22 protein-coding genes are annotated in these 24624 nt (G+C 51.8%); 12 read left to right on the plus strand and 10 right to left on the minus strand.

Annotated features, from left to right (window positions below; translation table 11 throughout):
• The first annotated feature begins 18 nt into the window (after nt 1–18).
• The 7 genes from ACEW72_RS04115 to ACEW72_RS04145 are packed head-to-tail and all read left to right on the plus strand — an operon-like array spanning nt 19 to nt 8231.
• Entirely contained in the window at nt 19–1659 is a 1641-nt protein-coding gene (locus ACEW72_RS04115) for an electron transfer flavoprotein-ubiquinone oxidoreductase (protein ID WP_373475107.1), read from the plus strand.
• Complete coding sequence (locus ACEW72_RS04120; RefSeq protein ID WP_373475108.1) at nt 1634–3268, plus strand: tetratricopeptide repeat protein; 1635 nt, start codon at nt 1634–1636, stop codon at nt 3266–3268. Before ACEW72_RS04115 ends, ACEW72_RS04120 begins: the two co-directional genes overlap by 26 nt.
• On the plus strand, nt 3265–4104 hold the full coding sequence (locus ACEW72_RS04125; protein ID WP_373475109.1) for a 4-(cytidine 5'-diphospho)-2-C-methyl-D-erythritol kinase: 840 nt from the start codon (nt 3265–3267) through the stop codon (nt 4102–4104). Before ACEW72_RS04120 ends, ACEW72_RS04125 begins: the two co-directional genes overlap by 4 nt.
• The gene (locus tag ACEW72_RS04130; RefSeq protein WP_373475110.1) at nt 4101–4847 is read left to right on the plus strand and encodes an N-formylglutamate amidohydrolase; all 747 of its coding nucleotides are present in this window, start codon (nt 4101–4103) and stop codon (nt 4845–4847) included. Before ACEW72_RS04125 ends, ACEW72_RS04130 begins: the two co-directional genes overlap by 4 nt.
• Before the next feature lie 26 nt (nt 4848–4873).
• Nucleotides 4874–6595: a dihydroxy-acid dehydratase gene (ilvD, locus tag ACEW72_RS04135; protein WP_373475111.1), complete on the plus strand. Its 1722-nt coding sequence runs from the start codon at nt 4874–4876 to the stop codon at nt 6593–6595.
• Nucleotides 6582–7001 (plus strand): hypothetical protein, encoded by a 420-nt coding sequence (locus tag ACEW72_RS04140; protein WP_373475112.1) that lies wholly within the window; start codon nt 6582–6584, stop codon nt 6999–7001. The genes ilvD and ACEW72_RS04140 overlap by 14 nt, the downstream gene beginning before the upstream one ends.
• Before the next feature lie 30 nt (nt 7002–7031).
• Nucleotides 7032–8231 carry a class I SAM-dependent RNA methyltransferase gene (locus tag ACEW72_RS04145; RefSeq protein WP_373475113.1) on the plus strand — a complete coding sequence of 400 codons (1200 nt, stop codon included), beginning with the start codon at nt 7032–7034 and terminating at the stop codon, nt 8229–8231.
• Here ACEW72_RS04145 and ACEW72_RS04150 read toward each other — a convergent pair.
• From ACEW72_RS04150 to ACEW72_RS04170, 5 genes are all read right to left on the minus strand, one after another.
• Nucleotides 8221–8658 (minus strand): MAPEG family protein, encoded by a 438-nt coding sequence (locus tag ACEW72_RS04150; protein ID WP_373475114.1) that lies wholly within the window; start codon nt 8656–8658, stop codon nt 8221–8223. The genes ACEW72_RS04145 and ACEW72_RS04150 overlap by 11 nt on opposite strands.
• Before the next feature lie 12 nt (nt 8659–8670).
• On the minus strand, nt 8671–9099 hold the full coding sequence (locus tag ACEW72_RS04155) for an MAPEG family protein (RefSeq protein WP_373475115.1): 429 nt from the start codon (nt 9097–9099) through the stop codon (nt 8671–8673).
• Nucleotides 9100–9164: 65 nt separating this feature from the next.
• Entirely contained in the window at nt 9165–10370 is a 1206-nt protein-coding gene (locus ACEW72_RS04160; protein ID WP_373475116.1) for a type III PLP-dependent enzyme, read from the minus strand.
• 146 nt (nt 10371–10516) lie between these two features.
• Nucleotides 10517–11671: a carboxynorspermidine decarboxylase gene (locus ACEW72_RS04165; RefSeq protein ID WP_373475117.1), complete on the minus strand. Its 1155-nt coding sequence runs from the start codon at nt 11669–11671 to the stop codon at nt 10517–10519.
• On the minus strand, nt 11671–12879 hold the full coding sequence (locus ACEW72_RS04170; RefSeq protein WP_373475118.1) for a saccharopine dehydrogenase family protein: 1209 nt from the start codon (nt 12877–12879) through the stop codon (nt 11671–11673). Before ACEW72_RS04170 ends, ACEW72_RS04165 begins: the two co-directional genes overlap by 1 nt.
• A 53-nt stretch (nt 12880–12932) precedes the next feature.
• On the opposite strand from ACEW72_RS04170, the gene ACEW72_RS04175 reads away from it, so the two are divergent.
• The gene (locus ACEW72_RS04175; RefSeq protein ID WP_373475119.1) at nt 12933–13910 is read left to right on the plus strand and encodes a threonine/serine dehydratase; all 978 of its coding nucleotides are present in this window, start codon (nt 12933–12935) and stop codon (nt 13908–13910) included.
• A 9-nt stretch (nt 13911–13919) separates the two neighbouring features.
• Here the strand turns inward: ACEW72_RS04175 and hemA are convergent, their stop codons facing one another.
• Both hemA and murI read right to left on the minus strand, forming a co-directional pair.
• Complete coding sequence (hemA, locus tag ACEW72_RS04180; protein WP_373475120.1) at nt 13920–15140, minus strand: 5-aminolevulinate synthase; 1221 nt, start codon at nt 15138–15140, stop codon at nt 13920–13922.
• Between the two features lie 128 nt (nt 15141–15268).
• On the minus strand, nt 15269–16069 hold the full coding sequence (gene murI, locus ACEW72_RS04185) for a glutamate racemase (protein ID WP_373475217.1): 801 nt from the start codon (nt 16067–16069) through the stop codon (nt 15269–15271).
• 104 nt (nt 16070–16173) lie between these two features.
• Here murI and plsY point away from each other — a divergent pair, with 104 nt between their 5' ends.
• The 3 genes from plsY (at nt 16174) to topA (ending at nt 20498) form a co-directional block, all read left to right on the plus strand.
• Nucleotides 16174–16773: a glycerol-3-phosphate 1-O-acyltransferase PlsY gene (gene plsY, locus ACEW72_RS04190; protein WP_373475121.1), complete on the plus strand. Its 600-nt coding sequence runs from the start codon at nt 16174–16176 to the stop codon at nt 16771–16773.
• Nucleotides 16774–16782: 9 nt separating this feature from the next.
• Nucleotides 16783–17874 carry a DNA-processing protein DprA gene (dprA, locus tag ACEW72_RS04195; RefSeq protein WP_373475122.1) on the plus strand — a complete coding sequence of 364 codons (1092 nt, stop codon included), beginning with the start codon at nt 16783–16785 and terminating at the stop codon, nt 17872–17874.
• Between the two features lie 80 nt (nt 17875–17954).
• Nucleotides 17955–20498 carry a type I DNA topoisomerase gene (topA, locus tag ACEW72_RS04200; protein ID WP_373475123.1) on the plus strand — a complete coding sequence of 848 codons (2544 nt, stop codon included), beginning with the start codon at nt 17955–17957 and terminating at the stop codon, nt 20496–20498.
• 19 nt (nt 20499–20517) lie between these two features.
• Here topA and era read toward each other — a convergent pair whose 3' ends face one another.
• Genes era through lepB form a run of 3 tightly spaced genes read right to left on the minus strand, consistent with a single transcriptional unit; the run spans nt 20518 to nt 22900 of the window.
• On the minus strand, nt 20518–21411 hold the full coding sequence (gene era / locus ACEW72_RS04205; protein WP_373475124.1) for a GTPase Era: 894 nt from the start codon (nt 21409–21411) through the stop codon (nt 20518–20520).
• The gene (rnc, locus tag ACEW72_RS04210; RefSeq protein WP_373475125.1) at nt 21408–22076 is read right to left on the minus strand and encodes a ribonuclease III; all 669 of its coding nucleotides are present in this window, start codon (nt 22074–22076) and stop codon (nt 21408–21410) included. The genes era and rnc overlap by 4 nt, the downstream gene beginning before the upstream one ends.
• The gene (lepB, locus tag ACEW72_RS04215; protein ID WP_373475218.1) at nt 22073–22900 is read right to left on the minus strand and encodes a signal peptidase I; all 828 of its coding nucleotides are present in this window, start codon (nt 22898–22900) and stop codon (nt 22073–22075) included. The genes rnc and lepB overlap by 4 nt, the downstream gene beginning before the upstream one ends.
• Nucleotides 22901–23069: 169 nt before the next feature.
• Between lepB and pgi the strand changes: the two genes are divergently transcribed.
• The gene (gene pgi, locus ACEW72_RS04220) at nt 23070–24572 is read left to right on the plus strand and encodes a glucose-6-phosphate isomerase (protein ID WP_373475126.1); all 1503 of its coding nucleotides are present in this window, start codon (nt 23070–23072) and stop codon (nt 24570–24572) included.
• Nucleotides 24573–24624 lie beyond the last annotated feature (52 nt).

Genomic DNA, 24624 nt, shown 5'->3' on the forward strand with positions numbered 1-24624 from the left:
GGGTAAAGGAAAAAGGCGATGAGTGAACGGGAATCGATGCCTTATGACGTTGTAATTGTTGGGGCAGGGCCAGCGGGTCTGTCGGCAGCAATTCGCATCAAACAGAAATCGCCGGACACCAGCGTTTGCATTCTTGAAAAGGGATCCGAAGTCGGCGCGCATATTCTGTCAGGCGCCGTTATCGATCCCAAGGCTTTGGATGAGCTAATACCGGATTGGCGGGATCAAGGATGCCCACTTGCCGACGTTCCTGTAAACGACAACCAGCATTGGGTTTTGACCAAAAAGGGCAAATTCAACATCCCGCATTTTCTAACGCCGGGCTTTATGCACAACAAGGGCACTTACACCGGTTCGCTGGGCAATTTGTGCCGTTGGCTTGCCGGACAGGCTGAAAATCTCGGTGTTGAAATTTTCCCCGGATTCTCTGCGGCTGAAATCCTTTATAACCAAAACGGATCGGTCAAGGGCGTGGCTACTGGCGACATGGGTATTGCCCGCGACGGCAGTCACAAACCGGATTATACGCAAGGCTTGGAATTGCATGCAAAATACACCTTGTTCGCGGAAGGTGTTCGTGGACATCTAACCAAATTACTGAAACCCAAATATGCGTTGGATGCGGATTCCGACCCGCAGGTTTACGGCATTGGTATCAAGGAATTGTGGGACATTCCGCCTGAGCAACACCATGCAGGTCGTGTGATACACAGCCAAGGATGGCCTTTAAGCGATGCCAATGGCGGCGCGTTCCTATATCATCAGGCTAACAATCAAGTGGCGCTCGGATTTGTGGTATGGCTTAATTATGCCAATCCCTATCTGTCGCCATTTGAAGAATTGCAGCGTTGGAAAACCCATCCTGAAATCAAGAAGATCCTGAACGGTGGGAAGCGCGTATCTTATGGCGCACGGGCAATCAGCGACGGTGGCTTTCAATCGGTGCCAAAGCTAACATTTCCGGGTGGCGCTCTTATCGGCTGCACCGCCGGCTTTTTGAATGTACCGAGGATTAAAGGTACGCACACATCGATGAAATCGGGAATGCTTGCCGCAGATGCTGCGGTTGAGGCGATCGCCGCCGGGCGGGAACATGACGAACTTTCTGCGTATCAAAGCGGTTATGAAAATAGTTGGATATATAAAGAGCTGAGCATCGTTCGGAACGTATTGCCCATCGTCGAAAAATACGGAAATTTTTGGGGAACGATGTTTTCCGGTATCAACATGTGGTTGGAGGATTTCGGCATCAAGATGCCCTTCACAATGAAGCACCATCCGGATCATAAGGCGCTCAAGAAGAAAACATCTAGTGTACCGATAGAATATCCCAAACCCGATGGCGTATTCAGTTTTGACCGGTTGTCTTCCGTATTTTTATCAAACACCAACCACGCCGAAGATCAGCCTGTACACTTGCAAGTAAAAAATATGGACCTGCAAAAATCCAGTGAATTCATGGAATTTGCCGGGCCATCGGCCCGTTATTGTCCCGCAGGCGTTTATGAGTGGATTGAAGAAGATGGCAAGGAACCGCGCTATCAAATCAATTCCCAAAATTGTGTACATTGCAAAACCTGCGATATCAAAGACCCGAACCAGAATATCAATTGGGTATCTCCGGAGGGTGGCGGTGGGCCAAATTATCCAAATATGTAAATATTCGCTGGGCATCGCAATTTTAGCTATTCCGGCTGTCGCCAGCGGGAAAACAGGAGACGTTGCTGATCGTTATGTGTCTGCGCGAATTGCAGAAATCAGCGAGCAGAATGGTTTTGCAGTTGAGGGTTACCTTAAGTTGCAGACCACTATCCCTCAAAGTGACATAATTGCAGACAGGTTGTTTGACTCGGCAATCAGGGCTGGCGATATGCCGGCGGCCGTTCGTGCCGCACGTGCCCAGTCGCTCAACAAGAATGGCAATGCGGAAACCGCGTTGCTTTTGTTCGCCGATGCTTGGCGTCTACGAAAACTGCAACTTGCCGAAATTGCCGCCGATGAACTTGCAAGCAGAGGTAATCTTGCATTTATGTCACCTGTGCTCAAAAGCTGGGTTCGTATAAAACAGGATCAGCCCGCCGATTTCGCTGATGTAGATCCGGTAAAAAACGGTGTTCTCGCTTATTATTCGACGGACCAGCGTATATATTTTGATCTGGCAACCGGTCAGCTTGATAAAGCTAAAGCCGGATTGCGGGCCATTTCTGCAACCAAGGGCGATTTTGTCCGCAATGTCATGATAAGTGCAGCAGAAAGCATGGCTAGTGAAGAGGCTGATCCTGCCTTTGCACAAGCTTTGATGCGCGCGGCTGCGGGGGCCGGAGCGGCCAAAGCAATAGTGCGTACAAAAATGACCGCCGATATAGGCCTGGCCGCATTTTATAGCCGGATTGCGACAGCACTGATTGAACAAAACCAACCTGAAGAAGGGCTCGTTCTTGCCAGAATAGCGAATTGGATATCGCCAACACGACCAGATGTTCAACTCGCCATGGCTTACGCCTTGCGTGCGAATAAGCTGCAAAGTGAGGCATTGAATGTTCTGGAATCCGTTCCTGTAGCCTCGCCCTATCACCCTGTCGCTTTGGAAAAGCGAATTGAATTGCTGGTTGAAGCAAAAGATGCTGGGCAGGCATTGATAGTTGCAAAACAGCAAGTTGCCCGCGATCCAACATCGGTATCTAACCAGTTGCTGGAAGCGCGCGTACAGGAAGCGGTCGGTAACATGGCCGAAGTTATTGCGATATACCGTGCCATAACCGAGGCATCCGATTTCGGAAAATTACCACCGCGGCAACAAGCGAGTTACCGGTTATTACTCGCATCTGCTCTTGAACGGGCGGATGATTGGGTCGGTGCTAAAGCCGAACTTGAAACTTTACTTACACTTGATCCAAACAACGCGCAGGGTCTCAATCTTCTGGGATATTCCCTATTGGAACGAAATGGTGACCTGGCAAAAGCACTTGCGCTGGTTAAGCGCGCGTATGAACTTAGCCCAGATTCCAGCGCGATCATAGATTCGCTGGGATGGGCCTATTATTTGCAAGGTGACACCGAGCGCGCCTTGCCGCTGTTGGAAATGGCAGCAAAAGCAGCGGGATCAGATGTAGCGATAAATGAACATCTTGGGGACATTTATTGGTCCGCTGGACGTCGTCGGGAAGCGCGATATGCCTGGCGCGTGGCCAATTTGGGTTCTGACGGTGAAGCAGCCGAACGTCTATCAAGAAAAATAGATGTCGGTCTAATCGGGCGTAGTCCGTGATCGCGCCTTTAGAAGAAACGGCTTATGCCAAGATAAATCTCGCGTTACATGTGCGTAGGCGACGCGATGACGGTTATCACGAGTTGGAAACCATATTCGCCTTCCTGAATCAAGGCGATCGTTTATCGATCGAACCGGCAGAGCATTTCGCATTGGAATTTACTGGTAAATTCGGAGCCACCTTAGCCAAAGAATATGTTCCGGACAATTTGATAGCCCGCGCGGCAAACTTGCATCAAAGCAGTTTAGCTCCTGCCGTCAAATTCCGATTGGAGAAGAACCTCCCGATTGCCTCCGGTCTGGGGGGCGGTTCGGCCGATGCCGCTGCGGCGCTGCGGTTGCTAAACGGTTACTTTGCACCGCCTTTGCCAGCCAGCAGGCTGCATGACATCGCAGAAAGTCTGGGTGCGGACGTGCCAGCGTGTATCAACGGTGTCCCTGTAATGGGACGCGGAACTGGCACTTTTCTGGAGCCGGTCAAGAATGATGTGTCGGGTCTTTTCTGTTTACTGGTCAATCCGAACATTGCGATGTCGACCGGACCAGTATTCAAGGGTTGGGATGGCGTGGATCATGGACCATTGCCACAAGGGACGGCCCGAGAAATTCTGCTGAATGGCCGGAACGATCTTGAGAGGCCTGCGATATCATTATGCCCGGAAATTTCGGAAATACTTGTGCTGCTGACAAAATCACAGCCCGTTGTAGCGCGTATGTCCGGGTCGGGAGCGTCCTGTTTTGCGATTTATGAAGATATGGAAAGTCTAATGAATGCTTCGGCCGAAATAGTTTCCCAACGTCCGACATATTGGACAATGTCTGGGTGTCTTCGATGACAGAGCTTCCCTATCGAATTTTGGGCAGGCCATTCCGGAACGGCCTTTTGATTGTAAGCGACCATGCATCAAACCATGTTCCTGCCGGTATTGATTTGGGAGTCGATCCCAAACAGCTGGAGCGTCATATCGCTTGGGATATCGGCGTCGCCGAAGTCGCTGAAAAAATTGTCGCTGACTATCCCAGTGCAGCGATCTTAGGGAATGTATCGCGGTTGGTGGTGGACTTAAACCGCTATCCAGATGAACCTGATGTCATCCCGGTCCAGAGTGACGGACTTTTTATACCCGGAAATCAACTAGATTTAATGGGACGGATGGATCGAATAGCGCGGCACTTTAAGCCTTATCACGACATGTTGGATGCGCTGATAAAGGATCATCGCCCCGCGCTTATCCTGTCATTACACAGCTTCACGCCTCAATTGGCGAGCCGACCTGATGAACAAAGACCCTGGGAGTTGGGCCTGTTGTATAATGAAAAAGAAGCGCCATCCAAATGCGCCATTTCCTTTCTGGACGCTGCCGGAATAAATGTTGGCGATCAGTTACCATATTCTGGCAAAATCCTGAATGCGACCATGAACCGCCATGCGGAAGGCAACGAAATACCTTATGTCGGAATCGAATTGCGCCAAGATAGAGTATTGGAAAATGAAGGGCAGGAAAGATTCGCCCGAATTTTGACCGAAATGTGTCATTTTGTTTCAGAAAAGCTTGGCTTGGGCCTTCAAAAGCCATAGAGGCGCGGCTGTATCAGGAGTTCAATATGCCGCACCAGTTTGACAAGTCGAAATTACCCAGCCGTCATGTCTCGATGGGGCCAGAACGAGCCCCGCATCGCAGCTATTATTATGCGATGGGGCTAACGGCCGAAGAAATCGCCCGACCATTTGTCGGTGTAGTTTCCGCCGGAAATGATAGCGCGCCATGCAACACTACGTTGGACGCGCAAGCCGATATCGCACGCAAAGGTGTCGAACAAGGCGGCGGAATGCCACGCCGGTTTAATACTATTACGGTTACAGATGGTATAGCGATGGGGCATCAGGGAATGAAATCATCGCTGATAAGCCGTGAGGTCATTGCCGATTCCGTCGAACTTTCGGTACGCGGCCATTGTTACGATGCGCTCGTCGGTTTTGCGGGATGCGATAAATCTTTGCCAGGCATGATGATGGCAATGTTGCGCCTCAATGTGCCGTCTATCTTTGTATATGGCGGATCAATTCTTCCGGGCCGTTACAAGGACAAGGATGTCACGGTAAAAGATGTTTTTGAAATTGTAGGTAAATATGCCGCCGGAGCATGTCCTTTGTCCGAAGTGGAAGAACTCGAAAGAGTCGCTTGCCCTGGTCATGGCGCGTGCGGCGGGCAGTACACCGCCAATACAATGGCGTGCGTAGGTGAGGCTATTGGCTTGTCCTTACCGAACAGCAATATGGTGCCAGCACCATATTCTACCCGTGATCAAATTGCACATGCCGCAGGGGTGCAAGTCATGGAATTGCTTGCCAAAAACATAAGGCCGCGTGATATTTGTACGAAGGAAGCCTTTATCAACGCGGCACGAATTGTTGCCGCAACAGGTGGATCGACAAATGGCGCACTGCATTTGCCTGCAATGGCCCATGAGGCCGGGATTTCTTTCGATCTGTTTGACGTTGCCGAAATCTTCAAAACCACGCCCTATATGGCCGACTTGCAACCCGGTGGTCAGTTTGTTGCACGCGACATGTACGACGCGGGTGGCGTTTATATGTTGATGAAATCCTTGCTGGGTGAAGGGCTTTTACATGGCGAGTGCATGACGGTTACTGGCAAGACTTTGGGTGAGAATATCGAAGAAGTTACCTGGAACCCGGACCAGAAGGTTATTTATCCTGCGAGCGCACCGATCACGCCGACAGGCGGTGTTGTAGGCCTGCGAGGTACGTTGGCGCCTGAAGGTGCGATTGTTAAAGTCGCAGGGATGGAACGTCTGAAATTCACCGGTCCTGCTCAGGTATTCGATTGCGAAGAAGATTGCTTCGCTGCTGTTGAAGCGCGTCAAATTCGCGATGGCTCTGTGATAGTTATCCGATACGAAGGCCCCAAGGGCGGCCCCGGTATGCGCGAAATGTTGTCGACGACCGCTGCGCTTTACGGGCAAGGGATGGGCGAGAAAGTTGCCTTGATTACCGATGGTCGTTTTTCAGGCGCTACCCGCGGTTTCTGTATCGGCCATGTCGGACCGGAAGCCGCCGAATGCGGACCGATTGCGTTGATCGAAGATGGCGACGAAATCGTAATTGATGCCGATAACGGGATTATTGATCTGAACGTTGCCCCAGAAACATTGGAAATTCGCAGACAAAATTGGCAACCACGGTCTACCGACTACGGATCAGGCGCATTATGGCGTTACGCCCAGAACGTCGGGCCGGCCTATCAGGGGGCGGTGACGCACCCCGGTGGGCAAGCTGAAACGCATATTTATGCGGATATCTGATACGCGCGCTGCTTGGGTGGCGTTCATTGCGCTATCAGGTTGCGGAGGTGGCGACCTAAATCAGGCAGAAAACAAAGCTGACGAGGAAGCCGCCCTGAACGGCAAGATAGAATGTGCATTGTCGGGATCTCGCCTGTTTGAAAGAACATGCACCACTGAGCAGATATCCGCGAGCGGGGGCGATATCCTTGTCATTCGCCATCCTGACGGCGGGTTTCGGCGCTTTGACATTTTGACCGATGGTCGCGGCCTTGCCCCCGCCGACGGATTTGATGAAACGCGGATCGATCTTCTAAGTGAAGGTCTGATTGAGGTCAGTTCCGGTGACGACAAATATCGCCTGCCGGCTCAAATAAAAGGCAACAGCGCGTCTACAGACATCAAAAGCGACAAAGAGGCCGGTTGATTGTAAGCAGCTTCACGGGCATGGGGCGCTATGACCGTTACAAATGAAATTATCAGGGTTGCTGCAAGAGGCGATGGCGTCACAGCAGATGGCCGTTATGTCGCACATGCGGCACCGGGCGATATCCTTGATCCTTCGGGGGGCCTGATACACGGTCCACATCACAATACGCCGCCTTGCCGGCATTTTCCGCTTTGTGGCGGGTGTCAGTTGCAGCATCTGGACGAGGCTAGCCTAAGCAGCTTTATTGCAGACCGCATTACCCATGCATTGGCTACGCAACAGGTTGAAATTGGCGAAATCATGCCAGTACATCTTTCACCACCTGCCTCACGCCGACGCGTTGCGGTGCGCTCTGCTTGGGCCGGCAAGCAGCTTCATTTGGGTTTTAGTACCGAAAAAAGTCACCGTATCATTGATTTACAACAATGTGACGTCATGGCGCCTGAACTCTTCGCACTGCTCAAACCTTTGCGGGAGTTGTTAGCACCACGTCTAAACCGCGCCCGGCAAGTTCAAATAAAATTGGCGATCGTTGACCAGGGCGTTGATGTATTGATCGAAAACTGGATTGCCAATGATCTTGACACGCATGAGGCGTTATCCGAGTTCGCCAAGGCCCATCAACTTGCTCGCTTATCGCTGGATGAAGGCTATGGTCCGGTTCCATTTTGGGAGCCGGAGCCAGTTACGGTTACGTTAAGCGGTGTTGCCGTGGCATATGCGCCTTATGGGTTTTTGCAGGCAACCAATGATGGCGAAGCGGCGTTGATTGAGGCAGTTCATCAAGCCGTTGGCGACAAAAGCTTTATCGCGGACCTGTTTTCCGGGCTTGGTACATTCGCCTTGTCTTTCGGGAGCGGCGTCAAGGTTTATGCAGGCGAAGCGGACCGCGAAGCTATACTTGGACTGAAAACCGCCGCCGGTCGGGCAGGGCGCACGATCTTTACCGAACATCGCGATCTGTTCAGGCGGCCATTGAATTCGGATGAACTGAACAAGTTTGACGCAGTTATTCTTGATCCCCCGCGTGCAGGTGCAAAAGAGCAAGTGGAGCAACTGGCGGCGTCACAAGTTAATGACATAGCTTATGTCAGCTGCAACCCAGCCAGTTTTGCACGCGATGCCCAGACTTTAGTAACCGCTGGATACAGGCTGCAACGAATATGGCCCATAGGCCAGTTTCGTTGGTCAACCCATATCGAGCTTGTCGGGCAATTTAGCCGTTAGCAAAAACCGCCATCATTGCGTGTACGGTAAGCGCCATAAGTGCCAGAGATGACAACGCAAAAAGTGTAAAGCGAACCATGATCCGGTTCCACAGCGCCTGTACAAGACTATGCGCGATACGAAGGCCTACATAGGCCCATGCGATGGTAGCATTCAAACCATCGCCCCAACCAGAAATAGCAAGTACCAGCGCGACAGCGTAAAACACGGTGGGTGCTTCATGTAAATGATTGTAATTATGCGCGATCCATTGCGTCTGCGGTGGTAGTAGCTTGTCCAGATCACTGCCTTTGCCGCCCGTCCAGCTATTGAGGTCAAGTTCCTTGACCTTTTGCATGGCCGGAATACGGGTAATGTACATCCAAACCCACATCAGCATGGTCCATGCGGCCAAGACGGCCACTGGCTGAAGAATATCGCTCTGCATTTTAATCCCCCCTTAAATCGTTGTAATAACGGCGTGAACCGCAAGTACCACCAAACAGATGGTCGCTAATACAAATATTGTAAAGCGGACCATTACAACGTTGACCAACGACTGATACAGCGAATGGATAATCCGCAGTATCGTATATCCCCACGCAAAATTGACCATTAACGGCGTTGAAGCACCCGCCACCGCAATTATTAGAACTGCCGCATAAAATATCGTCGGTTGTTCCATTAAGTGTGTGTAGTTATGGGATTTCCAATTTACATTTGAGGGCAGCACTTGCTCCAAATCTTGGCCGCGTCCGCCTGGAGGCGCCGCTTTGAGGTCCATACCCGATTTGAATATCGCAGGAAAACGTGTGGCGGCCATCCACAAAAGCATAAAAAGCGACCAGGAAACCAGTACAGCCGCCGGGGCTAAAATTGACGTATCCATGAAAAGACCCTCCCTATTCTGTAATAAAAAGGGTGCTTCACAAAAAGTAAATAGTCAATTGCAACTTAATTTTGTGACGCCGAAGCGTGAGGCATGCGGAGTCCGGCGTCATTTGCGGGTTTTCTGATGTAAAGAGACGCCATTGGTTCGTCTTCCACCTTCACGGTTTCGGTTTCTCCAAATCCGTTAAACTCGGTTCGCATGGCACATCCATAAGCGCCCAGCATTCCGACTTCGATATAATCGCCCGCCTGAATATCATCAGGTAAAACAAATGGTCCCGCCATATAATCCATATCGTCACAGGTAGGACCATAGAAGCTGAATTCGGCCATCTGCGTACCAATTGCCGTATCGGTGCGGAGCAACGCCACGGGAAAACGCCAACCCACGTGTGCCGCGTCAAAAAGCGACCCATAAGCTCCGTCGTTTATATACAGTTCCTGACCACGACGTTTTTCAACGCGCACAAGTAACGACGCATATTCTGCGCACAACGCACGACCCGGCTCACACCACAGTTCCGCCGAATAGCTAATTGGTAGATCTTCGAACATTTCGTGTATTACATCGAAATAGCCTTCAAGTGCGGGAGGTTCCATACCGGGATAAACCGATGGAAATCCGCCGCCTACATCGACAATATCCACAGTTACAGACGCCTGCACGATAGCAGCGCGAACATGTTCCATTGCATCTGCATAAGCCGCCGGCGTCATTGCCTGGCTTCCGACATGGAAACAGATACCCAAGGCATCGGCAACCTGACGTGTTGCAACCAGCAAATCTGAGACCTCGGAAGGATCTGCCCCGAATTTGGATGCAAGGCTCAGCTTTGCATGCTCGGACGAAACGCGGATGCGAACGCATAATTCAAGATCAGTCGCACCGTTAGTTGCACGGACAATTTTCTGCAGTTCGTCGTGACTGTCGAGGCTGAAAGTGCGGACACCGTGGTTGTGATAAGCCTGTGCAATGGCGCGCTCAGATTTTACCGGATGCATGAAACAGAGTTTTGCATCAGGCAAAAATTTATTCACCAAACGCACTTCGCCAAGCGAAGCGACATCATAATGGGTAACGCCCGCTTCCCACAACAATTCCAGCAGGGCAGGTGAAGGGTTCGCTTTTACCGCATATAACGACTTGCCCTGAAACTTCTCAACGAAGAAACGGGCGGCGCGCGTTGCAGCGTGCGGGCGAAGGAGCGTGATTGGTTCGTCCGGGCGAAGCGCGCGGACTACATCAAGTGCGTCAATGTTCTCGTACAACTCAAGGGACCCCCAAAAAATAAACAAAAAACAACAAGGCTGCCTTGCGGTTATTGGAAGTCCCCCTGGGGCAGCGGAGGGTGCATATATGGGCAGGGGTCAAAGTTGTAAAGAAAAAATCGAACCATTTATTACATTTTTATGACTTAACTCAGCCGGTCGCGGAATTCGGTCCATTCGAACGATTTCACGCAATGGAGGGCGTCAGTTTCGCTATTCCACAGCCAAATCGAAGGGAGTGGTACGCCATTGAAGGTGTTGGTTTTGACCATCGAATAATGCGCCTGATCGAGAAAAGCGAATCGCGCACCGGGCTCGGCTGCGACAGGCATGCGGTAGTCGCCGATCACGTCGCCTGCGAGGCATGAAGGGCCGCCAAGGCGCACTGCAGGGCCATCTGCGCGCTCGCCGAGCATCGCGGGTCGGTAGGGGGCTTCGATAACGTCGGGCATATGGCATGTGGCGCTGATGTCAGTAATCGCCACCGGCATAGCGTTATCAAATACGTCGAGCAACTCACCCACCAAGATGCCTGCATCGAGCGCGATGGCCTCACCGGGTTCGAGATAGATTTCGAGGCCTGTTTCTGCGCGGACAGATTGGATGAACCCGACTAACTCGTCACGCTGGTAATCGGCACGAGTAATATGGTGGCCGCCGCCAAAATTGAGCCAGTTTAGCTGACCGAAATAAGGCTCGATTTTAGGCCTGAGCGATTCCCATGTTCGCCGCAGCGGTATAAAGTCCTGTTCGCACAATGTGTGAAAATGCAGGCCGGACAAGCCGTCCACATGCTCTGCTTTCAACTGACTAACCGGAAAGCCCAGCCGTGAAACAGGCGAGCAAGGATCATATTTTGCTACTTCCCCCTCGGCATGTTCGGGATTGATCCTCAGACCAACATCGACAATGCCGTTCAAGAAAGAGGCAAAACGGCGATGTTGGCCCGGGCTGTTGAAAACAACATGGTCAGAAATCGCAACAATTTCGGCCATGTCGGCCTCTTTGTAGCCCGCACAATAAGTCGCGATTTCGCCCTTGTAGTAATCACGTGCCAATCGCGATTCCCATAGGCCCGAGCTGCAAACGCCATCGAGATACTCGCCGATCATCGGTGCGAGGCTCCACATCGAAAACGCTTTCATCGCGCACAGCACTTTCGCGCCGGAACGCTGCTTAACGTCAGCGAGGATCGCAAGGTTACGCCGTATTGCAACCTCATCCACCACGAAGGCGGGCGAGGGAACGCGGTTAAGATCAAATCGGACAAATGCCCCGGGATCGCCTGCTTTGGTTTCCATCAGAACTGCAAAGGTCCGTCGAGTTCCTTCACCTGCCAAGGCAGGCCCTGTGCATTCAGCATGTCCATGAATGGATCGGGATCGAACTGTTCGATATTCCAGACGCCAGCGCCCGCCCATTTACCCGTCACAAGCATTGCCGCACCGATCATCGCCGGTACACCTGTCGTGTAGCTGACCGCCTGATTGCCAGTTTCGGCATAGGCGTCCTCATGGTCGCAAATATTGTAGATGTAGAGCGTCTTTTCGAGGCCATCCTTGCCTATACCGGTCGCGATGCAACCGATGTTGGTCTTGCCCTTCGTCGTTGGGCCAAGGCTGGCTGGCTCGGGAAGCACTGCTTTCAGGAATTGCAGCGGAATGATTTGCTTGCCTTCGTACATGACAGGATCAATCCGCGTCATACCAACGGCCTGGAGGACATTGAGGTGTGTGATGTAAGCATCGCCGAAGGTCATCCAAAAACGGATGCGCTTTATCTCGGGCAAGTGGGTTTTCAGGCTTTCAATTTCCTCATGATACATGAGGTACATGTTTTTCGGGCCGACTGCTTCGAAGTCGAAAGATTGCTTGACCGACATGGGCGGCGTTTCCACCCAATCGCCATTTTCCCAATGCCTGGCTACTGCCGTGACTTCGCGGATATTGATTTCAGGATTGAAATTGGTGGCAAAAGCCTGGCCATGGTCACCGCCATTGCAATCCAATATGTCGAGCGTGTCGACACGATCGAAATGGTGCTTTTTCAGATAGGTGGTAAAGACGCTGGTAACACCGGGGTCGAAGCCCGACCCGAGCAGCGCCGTTAAGCCAGCGTTCTTGAAACGGTCATGATACGCCCATTGCCAGTGATATTCGAATTTGGCGACGTCCAGTGGTTCATAATTGGCTGTGTCTATATAATGAACGCCGGCGGCCAGGCAGGCCTCCATGATATTGAGGTCCTGATAAGGAAGGGCAAGGTTCACGACCAATTCGGGCTTGATCGAGTTCAGCATCGCGGTGGTTGCAGGAACATCATCCGCATCAAGACCATAGGTATCGACAGCAACTCCTGTACGGCCTTTCACGGACGCGGCGATGGCATCGCATTTGGATTTGGTCCGGCTTGCAAGGCTGATATGGCTGAATATTTCGGGGTTCATAGCCATCTTATGGACAGCCACCGAACCGACCCCGCCTGCACCAATTACCAACACCTTGCTCATTTACCCGTTCCTTTTATCAGGGATTCGTTAGCGCACGCATATAAGGGTCTTTTATGACAGGACAAGAATTGCTCTCGCCCAATCGTCAACCATCGCGCGATGGGGTTTTGCGCGCGATGTCGAAAGTTACAGAAATTCTTCCACAAACGCCTCTCCTGCCGCTGGAAGTTGATGGGACTACGATCTGGTGCAAGGCGGAGATGCTGCAGCCCATCGGGGCATTTAAGATCCGGGGGGCGTGGCACAGGTTAACTGACATGACGAAAGTCCAACGCACCAAAGGGGTCGTCGGGGTATCAAGTGGCAATCATGCGCAAGGTGTCGCATGGGCGGCAAATCGCCTCGGAATCAGCGCTACAATCGTCATGCCGTCAAATGCGCCACAGATTAAATTACAAGCGACACGAGCGCTTGGGGCCAAAGTCGTTCTTTATGACAGGGCGACTGAATCGCGTGACTTAATAGCTGCGCGATTGATTGACGAAAGCGGAGGAACATTAGTTCACGCTTTTGGCGACCCCTGGGTTATAGAAGGTCAAGGTACTGCGGGTATAGAAATTAACGAGCAGCTGAAAGAAAGAGGCTTAGGTGACCCCGATCAGATAGTGGCTTGCTGCGGCGGCGGCGGATTGTCCGCTGGATTATCGCTAGCTTGCCCTGATGCCGAGATTATCATTGTCGAACCCGAAGGTTGGGATGATATAATCCGCTCTTTGGATGCGGGCAAAATATTATCTGTACAAGATGTTACCCACCCCACGATGTGCGACGCGCTACAAACGCCGCAAACCTATCCAATCAATTTTGAAATTTTGCAGAAGCGCGTTTCAAAGGGGGTGACAGTTAGCACTCAAGAAGTTGCCGCAGCCATGCGTTTGGCGTTTGAAAAACTGCATGTCGTGGTCGAACCGGGCGGAGCAGTAGCGCTTGCTGCGGTTTTGGCGGGCAAGGTTGACGTAAAACCTGTTACCGCCATTACGCTATCTGGCGGAAATGTCGACAGAGACACTTTTGTGAAGATGATTGCCTAATGTCCTGATCTAAGCGGCTTTGGCTTCGCGCAATTCAAACCGTTCCCAAATTTCGACCAACGCGTCGGTCAACTCACGCATCATATTTTCGTCATGGTTCGGCCCAGGCGTGAATCGTAAACGCTCGGTCCCACGCGGAACGGTAGGATAGTTAATTGGCTGAACATAAACGCCATATTCCGCTAACAGGGTATCGCTAATCCTCTTGGCTTTTACCGGATCGCCGACCATTAGCGGCACGATGTGCGTGTTGCTCATCATGACCGGCAGGCCAGCATCCGCGAATAGTGACTTCAGCAAGGCCGCATTAGCCTGTTGTGCATCGCGTTCTTCGCTTGATGCCTTCAAGTGTTTAACGGCGGCCAGCACACCAGCGACCAACACTGGTGACAGTGACGTCGTGAAAATAAATCCGGGCGCATAGCTGCGGATGACATCAACGATTTTCTGGTCCGCCGCGATGTAGCCACCCATAACGCCAAAAGCTTTGCCCAAAGTGCCTTCGATGATAGTTACCCGGTCCGCTACACCATCCCGCTCGGTTATGCCGCCGCCACGCGCGCCGTACATGCCAACCGCATGAACCTCATCACAATAAGTAAGGGCGTTATATTTGTCCGCCAGATCGCAAACCCCAGATATTGGCGCGACGTCGCCGTCCATCGAATAAACGCTTTCAAATGCAATAAGCTTGGGCGCTTCTGGGTCATCTGCGGCCAGCAACTCTTCGAGATGGGCCAGATCATTGTGGCGCCAAACACGCTTTTCGCAACCTGCGTTGCGGATACCGGCTATCATTGATGCGTGGTTCAATTCGTCGGAATAAATAATGCAACCGGGTAAAACCTTGGCCAGCGTCGATAAAGTCGCATCGTTCGATACATAGCCGGATGTAAACAGCAATGCGCCGTCCTTGCCGTGCAGGTCAGCAAGTTCAGTTTCCAGTTCAATGTGATAATGCGTGTTGCCGCCGATATTACGTGTTCCGCCAGATCCCGCGCCGACATCGTGCAATGCTTCTTCCATCGCATTGATCACTTTTGGATGCTGGCCCATGCACAAATAATCGTTGGAACACCAAACGGTTATCGGCTTTGGCCCGTTATGACCGGCAAAACAACGCGCATTGGGATAAGATCCCTTGTTGCGTAAAATGTCGATGAAAACACGATAACGGCCCTCGGCATGAAGGCGGTCAATTGCTTTGTCAAAAACTACGTCATAATTCACGGAACATAAACCCCGATTTGGCCTGCCGAAGCAGCATTTAATCGCCTTTAATCACCGGAAATAGAAAAATCCAGCGCGAACGACTTGCAATAACCGTCGATACAGTTGCCTACATGACACGGTTTAGGTCAAAGCGATTTGATCTGCGTCAAACCATATGTTGCAAGCGCGGGGCGTAAACTTTCAAGTTCTGCGATTGGGCCAGTACTAACAAAAACCCCTTCGATTCCCTCATTTGGCCATAACTGGCCAGCGGTTAAGTGACATATCCGCCGTGCAATGCCCGCCGCACCGTCGACAAACCGCATATTAGGCGCAGCGACGGCAAGCTCGTCTTGCACCAGCGGGAAATGGGTGCAGCCCAATACCGTCACATCGAGACTGTCGCCATCTGGATGATTGGTCAGACCTCGCATTGCATCTTTATAGATCTGCGGATCTACGGCCTCCCCACGAAGCTTGGCTTCAGCAGCGTGCACAAGCTCAGGCGCGGCGTGACGTAACAGTATCATACCCGGCGCATGGGCCGTTTGCAGCCGATCAACATAGCTTTGCCGGATAGTTGCAGCAGTTCCCAATAATCCGATAACGCCTGTCCGGGTGGACTCTGCAGCTGGTTTGATCGCGGGTACCGTTCCCACCACGGGAACATCCAAGGCTGCGCGAACATGAGACAGAGCGATGGTGCATGCTGTGTTGCACGCTATGGTAACCAGGCGCGGACGATATCGTTCGACTAAACGACCCAGCAACGCCGGCACCCGAGCCATGATTTCGACTTCGCTTTTTGTACCATATGGCAAGCCTGCATAGTCGGCGGCATATACCAATGGTGCGTTGGGTAATGAACGCCTTACTTCATTTACCACCGACAGACCGCCAATTCCGGAATCAAAAAACAAAAGCGGAGCTGCGGGGTCATTAGACATCATCAAGAATTGATATCTGCACCGTCTGCTTAACGCAAGCCAAGCTGACTTGAGCAGCCAGAACAAAACAGCTACATAATACAGACAGTTAGAGGATTCGTTCGATGATGGCCATTTGGCTCCAAATTATCCCGGCATTGATTATGGGCTATTTGCTCGGTTCAATTCCATTTGGATTGCTGCTGACAAAAGCTGCGGGTGGTGGTGATATTCGCGACATAGGTTCAGGCAATATAGGTGCAACAAACGTGCTTCGGACGGGGCGTAAGGGCCTTGCCGCTCTAACCTTGCTGCTTGATTTGTTGAAGGGCTTTGTCGCAGTTTCGTTAGCGCAGCTTTTTCTGCCCGGTGCCATAACCTTTGCTGCAGCCGGGGCATTTTTCGGACATCTTTATCCGGTGTGGTTAAATTTCAAAGGCGGCAAGGGCGTCGCCACTTATGCTGGGATATTGTTCGGACTTTTTTGGCAAGGTGGCGTTGTTTACGCGGTTGCCTGGGTCGGAGCGTTGCTGATATTCAGGATTTCTTCAGTGGGTGGTTTGCTGGCTGCGTTGATTGCCCCAATCGCTGCGGCCTATTTCGGTCGTTATGACTTGGTGCCGTTACTTAGCGCTTGTTCGGGGATTATTTTCTGGAAGCATCAAGCAAATATCAAAAATATCATCAATGGAACCGAGCCCAAAATCGGAAAAAGCAAAGCCTGAGCCTGAAATATGCCATCAGGTAATAACCCGTTTGATCGACTGCGCCTTATCCGTTCGCCGAACATCGGTCCGGTAACCTATAGGCAGCTAAAAGCACGTTTCGGCGACGCAAGCGGGGCACTGGAAGCTTTACCTGACCTTGTAATTCGAGGTGGTGGAAACCGTGTGGAACTTGCGGAACCGGCTTTGATTGAACGCGAAATGGCTGCGGTTGCGGCTTTGGGTGCACGTTATATTTTTATCGAAGATGCGGACTATCCCAACCTGCTCACCCATCTTGACAATGCCCCGCCCGTCATAACCGTGCGCGGTCAAATCGGGTTGTTGGATCGACCGACAGTAGCAATGGTAGGTGCGCGAAATGCCTCTGCCGGGGCCTGCCGCTTTGCACGGACACTGGCATTTGAATTGGGTCAGGCTGGCTTTTCGGTTGTATCAGGGCTGGCACGGGGTATCGATACAGCAACACATATTGGATCGATCAATAGCGGAACTGTTGCAGTTATTGCAGGCAGTATTGACGTGGCTTATCCTCCCGAAAATCGTGATTTACAGGATGCGATTGCTGAGCGCGGGTTGTTGATTGCTGAACAACCCCCGGTAACCGAACCACGCGCGCGTCATTTCCCGTACCGGAACCGGATTATAGCAGGATTGGCTTCCGGAACCGTGGTGATTGAAGCCGCGCCTAAATCCGGCTCACTCATCACTGCCCGTCTGGCCGCAGAGGCGGGCAGGGAGGTTATGGCAGTTCCCGGATCACCCCTTGATCCGCGCTCACACGGATGCAATCAACTTATCCGGGAGGGCGCGACACTGGTTCAGAATGCTTTCGATATCGCAGAACTGCTTCGTCCGATGGACGCACAAATGGTTCGCCAAGTTTTCAGACAGACCCCGAAAATGGAACCGGGTCATGAAGAAGAAGGACCAGATCGTCAGTCTGTCATCAATCTTATGGGAATGACTTATGTGTCAGTGGATGAATTGGTTAGGCAATCGGGCAGCAGCCAGTCAATCGTCCAAATGGTCCTACTCGAGATGGAACTTGCAGGCAAATTGGAGCGTGGCGCTGGCGGAAAAGTTCGGTTAGCGGCATGAATTTTAAGGGTTGACTGCACCCCATTAACCCCATCAGCCTATACGCGTACGCGAGAGATTTTAGAAAAGTTCAAAATATCATGCAATTAGTCATTGTTGAATCACCTGCAAAAGCCAAGACAATCGAGAAATATTTGGGCCCCGGATTTAAGGTGCTGGCATCTTATGGTCACATTAGGGATCTGCCGCCCAAAGACGGGTCGGTTGACCCTGAAAATGGCTTTGAAATGCTGTGGGACAATTATGCTGACAAGGCCAAGCAGCTTAAAGCAATTACCGACGAAGCCAAAAAAGCCGATGGCCTCATACTCGCGACCGACCCTGACCGTGAAGGCGAGGCGATTAGCTGGCACGTGCAGGAAGTGCTCGCTCATAAAAAGGCGCTTCCCAAAAATGTCGGTCGGGTCACGTTTAATGCAATTACGAAAGCGGCAGTGACAGAGGCCATGAAAAACCCGCGTGAACTGGATATCGATCTAATCGATGCCTATCGCGCGCGCCGGGCGCTTGATTATCTGGTTGGTTTCACGCTTTCGCCAATTCTGTGGCGCAAATTACCTGGGGCAAAATCGGCTGGTCGCGTTCAATCCGTAGCTTTGCGCCTGATCGTCGAACGCGACAGGGAAATCGAAGCATTCAAGGCACAGGAATATTGGTCCGTAAAGGCCAGTATGGAACACAAAGGTCAAAAGTTCGAAGCACGTTTGATCCGGCATTTAGGTACCAAGCTAGACAAGATGGACCTTAAAACCGAAGTGCAGGCAGAAACTGCGCGGCTGGCGGCTGAAACCGGAAATTTCGTGATCGATAGTGTCGAGACGAAACCGGTTACGCGTAATCCGCAACCGCCATTTACGACCTCTACATTACAACAGGAAGCTGCGCGCAAGCTCGGATTTTCGGCCAGTCATACGATGAGAGTCGCGCAAGGCCTTTATGAAGACGGTGCGATTACATATATGCGTACCGACGGCGTGCAAATGGATGGCAGCGCGATTTCAGCCGCGCGCAAAACCATCTCAGACCGTTTTGATAGTGGCTATTTACCTGAAAAGCCACGCGTCTATCAGACCAAGGCAAAGAACGCGCAAGAAGCGCATGAAGCGATCCGACCCACAGATTTTACAAAAGACAAAGCAGGTTCCGGGGACCACGGCCGTTTGTATGACTTGATATACAAGCGCGCGATGGCCAGCCAGATGGCATCGGCCAGAATGGAACGGACGACGGTCGATCTGCTCGACGGCACTGGTCAAACGGGGTTGCGGGCGACCGGGCAAGTTATGAAATTTCCAGGATTTCTGGCGGTTTATGAAGAAGGGCTCGATGATAGCGAGGGCGAAGACAGCGCCATCTTGCCTCCGATGGCCGTCGGTGATTCTCCTGCAAAACACGCGGTCGATAAGACCCAGCATTTTACCCAGCCACCACCCCGATTTTCCGAAGCCACGTTGGTAAAACGGCTTGAAGAGTTGGGCATTGGCCGGCCTTCCACTTATGCTTCGACTATACAGGTCCTTAAAGACCGCGCTTATGTCCGCGTTGAAAAAAATCGTTTGTTTGCAGAGGAATCAGGGCGTCTATTAACGGCATTTCTCGAACGGTTTTTCGAACGTTACGTCGCTTATGACTATACCGCAGGGTTAGAAGACCAGCTTGACGATATCAGCGGTGGTCGCGCGCAATGGCAGGCTTTTCTTGAGAGTTTTTGGCGTGATTTCAAACCCAAGACGGTTGAAATCATGGACTTGAAACCGTCTGACATAACTGCCGAACTGGACCAATTCCTGTCGCCCTATCTCTTCCCCGAACGTGAAGACGGTAGCGACCCGCGCCTTTGCCCCAAATGCGGCGAAGGCAAACTGGCGCTGCGCGGCGGGCGCTTCGGCGCTTTTGTGGCCTGTTCGAACTATCCAGAATGTAAATACACAAGGAAATTTGCACAGCCCGGCGGCGAAAATGGTGAAGACACTGGCCCGGAAGTTCTTGGGGTACACCCCGAATCCGAATTGGAAATAAGCCGCAAGTCAGGCCGGTTTGGCCCTTATGTTGAAATGGGCGAGGGAAAAGAAGCAAAACGCGCGTCGATCCCCAAAGATGTCCCGAGCGAGGATTTCGGCCTCGAATGGGCAATAAAGCTGCTCTCGCTTCCGCGCATTGTAGGCCTTCATCCGGAGAGCGGTGAGCCTGTCTCGGCTGCAATCGGACGTTATGGCCCTTATCTCGTTCATGCTGGCAAATATGCACGTTTATCTTCGACGGCGGAAGTTTTTGAAACAGGCATGAACAGTGCCGTAGTCAAGCTGGCGGAGGCCGCGGCCAACCCGGGTCGCGGACGCGGGGCGGCGCGTGCCCCGCTGAAAGAACTGGGCAAGCATCCGCGTACCGAGTTGGAAATCAAGTTGATGGAAGGGCGCTTTGGTCCCTATGTGACCGATGGAACCACCAATGCAACATTGCCAAAATCAGTTGCATCTGATGCTCTGACTTTGGAAGAAGCCGCGCAGTTAATCGATGCCCGGGCCGCGATGCCGTCAAAGGGTAAGCCAAAGAAAAAGACTGCACCCAAAAAGGCCGCGCCCAAGAAAAAAGCGCCCGCAAAAAAGGTGAAGAAGGTCGAATGATGCAATAGCATTGTGGGCGCTATTCCACCCATTCCAGCCCGATGTCGCGGTAGATGCTGCGGTCTTCATCCCATTTCGCGTGTACCTTGACGTGCAAGTAAAGATGCACGCGCACGCCCATTAGCTTTGCCAATTCGGTGCGTGCTGCTTCGCCAATAGCCTTGATCCGCGTACCTCCCTTACCCAGCACAATTGCTCTTTGTGTAGGGCGGGCGACCAAAATTTGCTGATGGATTTCCAGCGAGCCATCGTCGCGTTCCAGATATTTCTCGGTCTCGACCGCGCTCGCGTAAGGCAATTCTTCATGAAGCTGCAAATAGAGTTGCTCGCGCGTAATCTCCGAGGCGATTAGGCGATCGGTTGCATCCGAAACCTGATCTTCAGGGAAGTGCCATTCACCTTCCGGCATGGCATCCGCCAGCGCCGTCTTGAACTCGACCAAGCCGTCGCCCGTCGCAGCACTGATGTAGTAAATCTGTTCAAAATCACAAATATCCGTGATTTTTGAAGTCAGCGACAGCAGTTTTTCCTTGGCTGAAATATCGACCTTATTAAGCACCAGCCATTTACGTTCAGGGCGGTTCTTGACGCCTTCCAGTATTTTTTCAACTTTTGGACCAGCGCCCGCGCGCCCGTCGACAATCAAAGCGATTAAGTCCGCATCTCCCGCACCGTCCCATGCGGCGGCGACCATTGCCCGATCAAGACGACGCTGCGCTGCAAAAATACCCGGAGTATCGACCAGTATTATCTGGGTTTCGCCTTCTAAAGCGACGCCCAGCATCCGTGTCCTGGTCGTTTGCGCTTTGGGGCTGACGATTGCGATTTTCTGCCCGACGAGAGCGTTTACCAGAGTCGATTTACCGGCATTAGGAGCGCCGATTATGGCGACATGACCACATTTTTTGGTCATGCATAGGCCTCAAGAAATGCGAGAGCCGCAGCCGTTTCGGCCGCTTGTTTGCTGTTGGCCGACGCACTTACTGGATCAAAACCCTTGACCGTGACTGTAATTTCAAAGCGCATGGCGTGTGGTGGGCCTTCCTTTTTGGTGATCTGATAATCTGGAACTTTGCGACCATTGGCGGCGCACCATTCCTGAAGTGACGATTTTGGGTGCTTCGGCGCACCATTTGCAGTTTCGATTAAAGGCCCCCAGAGGCGTTCGATAAACACGCGCGCCGCATCAAGCCCATGATCGAGATAAAGCGCTCCGATGAGCGCCTCCATCGCGTCGCCGAGCACATTGTCACTTTGCTGTGCGACGTCATCGCGCGCCTGTTTTCCCAATTTTATATAAGAAAAAAGTTCGATCTGGCGTGCGATTTCGGCACAGGTTGAACCTGACACAAGGGCGTTGAGCCGATGTGACAACCTGCCTTCGGCTTCTGATTCAAAGCGATGATAAAGTATATCCGCAATTACCAGCCCCAAAATGCGGTCCCCTAAAAATTCCTGTCGCTGGTAATCAGGTTGGCCGGTACTGCCGTGCGTTAATGCCCGATTGTATATCTCGAGGTCATTGGGACTAACCGGAAGTAATTCCGTTAGCCACTGTTCTTGAGAGACTTCGGTCAAAAGCTTTGCCCCATTCGTTCCGGCCGCGCGGCACTGAACCATGTCCAAGGCAGCAAAAGCCGTGCAGATCCATCGGTCGAAAAAACACTAACCAGCGCACGTCCGACCAGATATTCCTGGTTCACGATCCCGATTGCCTTGCCGTCAGCTGGAAAGCGGCTATCCGCGCTGCGATCCCGATTGTCGCCCATAAGGAACATTTGGCCTTCGCCAATCACAAAAGCTTCTGTGTCGTCACCAGGCAAGCCCGACTCAAGATCAAGAATTTGGTAAGACCGGCCTCCCGGTAATGTTTCGCTATAACGTGGATAGCGACATTGTGTTCCACCAGATTTCGAAGGCTCTTCAAAATCCGGACGCCAACATGGAAAAGGAGAACCATCCAGTGCCGCTGCATCTTTCATATTGTCTGAAACCGGAATGACAAGATCGGCGATCCGCTCTTTTTGGACCGCAACGCCGTTAATTTCCAAAACTCCATTTCGCATTTGGATCACATCGCCCGGCAACCCGATCACCCGCTTTATGTAGTCGTCTTTTAAGGAAGGTGGCGCCTTAAATACAACGACGTCGCCGCGTTCAGGCTGCGTTGCAAATATTCTACCCGGTATGATCGGGAGGGAAAAAGGTAAGCTATATTTGGAATATCCATATGGCCATTTTGCCACCAGCAAATAGTCCCCGATCAACAGCCGCGGCTGCATCGATTCAGATGGAATGTTGAACGGCGAAACGATGAAACTACGCAAAATGAAAACAAATAAAGCAAGTTTGAGCAGAAATGCGCCGTAATCACGCCATTCGGACGGGGACTTGCTGGAAATGTGTAGCGTATTCGTAGCGGCGTTACCAGATTCAGGCTGTTCGGTGGTTGATGTCACAAAAACTCGCAAATTAGCTGTCAGTTACTGACGGAATAACTGGTCTTCTAATAGCAAGCCGCGCTATTGGCCAGTACCGAGATTCTTTCAACTGAATGATGGGAAAAAGCGAATGACGAACAGCAATTGGGACGCGCTTGAGAGATATGAAAATCAAACGCTGATTTCCCTGTTCGAAAAGGACGCCCGAAGAGTTGAAAAACTAACAATAGAACTTGCTGGTATTCGCTTTGATCTGTCAAAAACGCATCTCGACGACACCTTGCTTTCCGGCTTTTCAGAAATGGCAATCGCAGCCGGTCTCGCCGCTCAGAAAGAAGCCTTGTTTACGGGTGCTATTGTAAATCCCACAGAAGGGCGCGCCGCTGAACATACGGCAGAACGGGGATCAGGAAATGCTGAAGCCGTCGCCCATGCCAAGAAATTGCAAAACCGGCTGCGCAGTTTAATCGACGCAATTGAGGCAGGCGCCTTTGGCGAAATCAAACATGTTTTGCATATCGGAATTGGTGGTTCGGCACTTGGGCCTAAGCTGTTGATTGACGCATTGGGGCGCGAAGATGCGCGATATGATGTGAAAGTTGTATCCAACGTGGATGGCGCCGCCCTTGCTGAAGCCACGCACGACATGGATCCGCACAAAACTATCGTTGCTGTGGCATCTAAGACATTCACAACAACCGAAACGTTGTTGAACGCAACAAGCGCGATGGAATGGATGCAACGTGGCGGCGTGGCCGACCCACAGGCCCAATTCGTCGCATTGACGGCATATCCTGAAAAAGCAATGGCATGGGGCATTGATGAAAGCCGCATTCTACCCTTCAACGAAGCGGTTGGCGGGCGATATTCGCTTTGGTGTTCGATAGGATTCCCGGTCGCACTAGGGCTTGGCTGGGCTGCGTTTGAAGAGTTGCTGGAAGGCGCAGCCACAATGGACAGGCATTTCCGCAATGCCCCAACTTTAGAAAACGCACCGACATTAGCGGCATTTACCGATCTTTTTTATTCACAATGCAAGTCTAGCGAAACCCGCGCAGTTTTTGCTTATGACGAACGCTTGCGATTATTGCCTGATTATCTCCAGCAATTGGAAATGGAATCGAACGGTAAATCGGTAACTGCCACTGGCGCCCCTTTAGGCCGGCATAGCTCACCTGTGACATGGGGAGGGGTTGGAACAGATGCCCAACATGCAGTGTTCCAATTGTTGCATCAGGGTACGCACTTGATACCTGTCGAATTTATAGCGAGCAAAACGCCGGGGCATGACTTTGATCCTGCTCACCATGAAGCCTTGCTTATTAACTGTTTCGCGCAGGGTGCTGCACTTATGTCAGGTCGTCATAGTGACGATCTTGCGCGCAATTATGTCGGCAACCGGCCTTCGACAACACTCTTACTTGATGACGTGACTCCAGCCACCGTGGGCGCTTTGATTGCTTTTTACGAGCATCGTACTTTTGCCAATGCAGTGTTGTTGGGCATAAACCCGTTCGACCAGTTTGGCGTTGAGTTGGGTAAGCAGATTGCCAAGGATATCGGGGAAAATGGTCCTCTCGGGTTCGATCCATCGACCACAGCTTTAATAGAGGCTGCACTCGGCGACATCTGAAATCGATCATAGTGTCTCATATAATCGATTTGTCTAACCGCGCTTTAACCCC

The organism is Sphingorhabdus sp., assembly GCF_041737645.1.
In the GTDB taxonomy this organism is placed as follows: Bacteria; Pseudomonadota; Alphaproteobacteria; order Sphingomonadales; family Sphingomonadaceae; genus Sphingorhabdus_B.

Bases quoted from the DNA above. Each gene is read 5' to 3' on its own strand.
- ACEW72_RS04115 (WP_373475107.1), top strand. From the start codon at position 19: ATGAGTGAACGGGAATCGATGCCTTATGACGTTGTAATTGTTGGGGCA.
- ACEW72_RS04130 (WP_373475110.1), top strand. From the start codon at position 4,101: ATGACAGAGCTTCCCTATCGAATTTTGGGCAGGCCATTCCGGAACGGC.
- ilvD (WP_373475111.1), top strand. From the start codon at position 4,874: ATGCCGCACCAGTTTGACAAGTCGAAATTACCCAGCCGTCATGTCTCG.
- ACEW72_RS04140 (WP_373475112.1), top strand. From the start codon at position 6,582: ATGCGGATATCTGATACGCGCGCTGCTTGGGTGGCGTTCATTGCGCTA.
- ACEW72_RS04145 (WP_373475113.1), top strand. From the start codon at position 7,032: ATGACCGTTACAAATGAAATTATCAGGGTTGCTGCAAGAGGCGATGGC.
- ACEW72_RS04150 (WP_373475114.1), bottom strand. From the start codon at position 8,658: ATGCAGAGCGATATTCTTCAGCCAGTGGCCGTCTTGGCCGCATGGACC.
- ACEW72_RS04155 (WP_373475115.1), bottom strand. From the start codon at position 9,099: ATGGATACGTCAATTTTAGCCCCGGCGGCTGTACTGGTTTCCTGGTCG.
- ACEW72_RS04165 (WP_373475117.1), bottom strand. From the start codon at position 11,671: ATGGAAACCAAAGCAGGCGATCCCGGGGCATTTGTCCGATTTGATCTT.
- ACEW72_RS04170 (WP_373475118.1), bottom strand. From the start codon at position 12,879: ATGAGCAAGGTGTTGGTAATTGGTGCAGGCGGGGTCGGTTCGGTGGCT.
- ACEW72_RS04175 (WP_373475119.1), top strand. From the start codon at position 12,933: ATGACAGGACAAGAATTGCTCTCGCCCAATCGTCAACCATCGCGCGAT.
- murI (WP_373475217.1), bottom strand. From the start codon at position 16,069: ATGTCTAATGACCCCGCAGCTCCGCTTTTGTTTTTTGATTCCGGAATT.
- plsY (WP_373475121.1), top strand. From the start codon at position 16,174: ATGATGGCCATTTGGCTCCAAATTATCCCGGCATTGATTATGGGCTAT.
- dprA (WP_373475122.1), top strand. From the start codon at position 16,783: ATGCCATCAGGTAATAACCCGTTTGATCGACTGCGCCTTATCCGTTCG.
- topA (WP_373475123.1), top strand. From the start codon at position 17,955: ATGCAATTAGTCATTGTTGAATCACCTGCAAAAGCCAAGACAATCGAG.
- era (WP_373475124.1), bottom strand. From the start codon at position 21,411: ATGACCAAAAAATGTGGTCATGTCGCCATAATCGGCGCTCCTAATGCC.
- pgi (WP_373475126.1), top strand. From the start codon at position 23,070: ATGACGAACAGCAATTGGGACGCGCTTGAGAGATATGAAAATCAAACG.